The 1,736-nt window shown below is 69.3% G+C and carries 1 protein-coding gene and 2 pseudogenes; 1 reads left to right on the top strand and 2 read right to left on the bottom strand.

The window, feature by feature from the left end; genetic code table 11:
- Positions 1-183: pseudogene (locus ACJA3G_RS36320) on the bottom strand (MarR family transcriptional regulator); the annotation flags it as partial.
- 905 nt (positions 184-1,088) lie between these two features.
- Between ACJA3G_RS36320 and ACJA3G_RS36315 the strand changes: the two are divergent.
- Positions 1,089-1,352, top strand: a pseudogene (locus ACJA3G_RS36315) (hypothetical protein); the annotation flags it as partial.
- Between the two features lie 5 nt (positions 1,353-1,357).
- On the opposite strand, the gene ACJA3G_RS36310 reads toward ACJA3G_RS36315, so the two are convergent.
- The coding region (locus ACJA3G_RS36310) for a helix-turn-helix domain-containing protein (RefSeq protein WP_406557292.1) at positions 1,358-1,736 on the bottom strand (379 nt) is incomplete at its 5' end.

Raw genomic sequence — 1,736 nt, 5'->3', positions numbered from 1 at the left:
GCTCCAGCCCGCCCGCACCGCGCCCACCGCCACCGCACGCGTCATGGCCCACCCGTGATCGGCAGCCGCACTACGCGCCCCGCCCCCCAGCGAGGCACCGGCGTAGGCACCCTGTGTGTCGCCCTCCACCAGCAACTGCTGCATCCGCGCGGACAGTGCACCCAGCGGAGCAAGCAGACTCACCGGCCTCACGGGCGACCGCGGCCCGGGAACGGCAGCCACCGTGTCGGCACGGGTCACCGCAGCCGACCGACAACCACGCCCGCAGCGGCAGAGATACGGACCAGCGGGAAGCGGATCGGCCAGTGACGGCAGGCGCGCGTGCGGGATAAACGGATGAGGACGTCTGGTTTCATATGTCGCCCCAGGTCGTGGGGTCTTCTCCCCGGCAGTGTCAGTACCCTCCTCAAGCCGTACAAGCCGCTGCTGTCTGGCTCGTAAAAAAGGCATGCCGCTGCCGACCCCGTCGAAGGAATGTGGTTGATGCGCCCAGACCCTCACCCCACGCCCACCGGCGTCCCGCCGGCACACGCAAGGCAGGTCCTTCTGTGAAGGGCAGGCTCCCGTCTCATCTACCGACAGCGGGCCAACGGCCAATCGCGCACAGCAAACCTAGACACCACAGCCACCCACCGCCATTACCAACCTGCGCCACATCCCCGGACCCGGCTATCACCTGTGCACCACAAGGAGTGCTCCTCCTTGCTGTCCTGCACTCTTTTCACCAGCCCTACTTTCGGAACTGCACACGACCTTTCGGAACTGCACACGACCCGGCGCCGCGGTGCACGCCACGTTCGCCCCCCGGCGGCCCGAACCGCTCCGCCGAGACTGTGAGAGGCGCGTCGACAGCCCCCAGCAACGGCCCGTGCTGTCCGGTGCTCGGGGAGCCGGCAGGCGCGCATCGCCTCCTGCGAGCGGTGACGGTCTGGCTGGCTGGCGGGGCGAGCGCATTCGGCGTGGTTGTGCGCTGGCTCAGACGAGTCCAGGGGCGGACACCATCCGCGTCGGGCACTGTGGCGGATACCACGGCGGCGCCAGGCCTGATGTGGAGGCCACCGTAGAAGGGCGCGCTGTCACCGGCAGCGGACAGTCTGACGGTGCCGACGATGACGGTTGGCGCCTAGCCCGTGGGTGCGGCATTGGAGCACCAGCTCTGCCCGATCACCGACGGTCTCACCGGACACGTCATCGAAGACTGCGGCCGCATTATCCCGCTGCACCGGCCGCGCGCCCCGGTCGTCCTGCTGCGTCCATTCCTTGCCGACGAGAACGCCACCAGAGCACGTGACCGGGTAGGTGTCTGGCGCCCGGTATCGCCGAGGACTTCGTCGGTCATGGGAAGGCTGTAGTTCCCTCACGGGGGTTGTCGGCTTGCCGCGCGGTAGGTCCGGCCGGCGCGTCGGGGAAGGGCTGTCGGGGTGTCTTCGGCGGTAGCGAGTGTTTCGGCGGCCAGATGCAGTTCTGCCCGTACGGCAGGCGACGCCAGGTCCATGCCGAGTGCCTGGCTGCACCGGGACAGCCACTGCGTCAGGGTGGTGCGGCTCAGCTTCAACTCGGCTGCTGCTGGGGCTGTGCGGCCGCGGTGGGCCAGCCAGCAGCGCAGCGCGATGCGCAAAGGGCGGTCCAGGGGGGCCAGTAGCTGTGATGCCCAGCGATGGGCATGCTCGGGCCCCAGGAGCTCGGCTGGTACGCGTGCCTGGCGGGGGAGTTGCTGGGAGGTCGAGGTGGGGGAG

Origin of the sequence: Streptomyces sp. YS-3 (genome assembly GCF_045257485.1) — a bacterium.
GTDB lineage: Bacteria > Actinomycetota > Actinomycetes > Streptomycetales > Streptomycetaceae > Streptomyces.
Note: the sequence above shows the minus strand (reverse complement) of the source record. Positions and strands in the feature narration are given on the sequence as shown.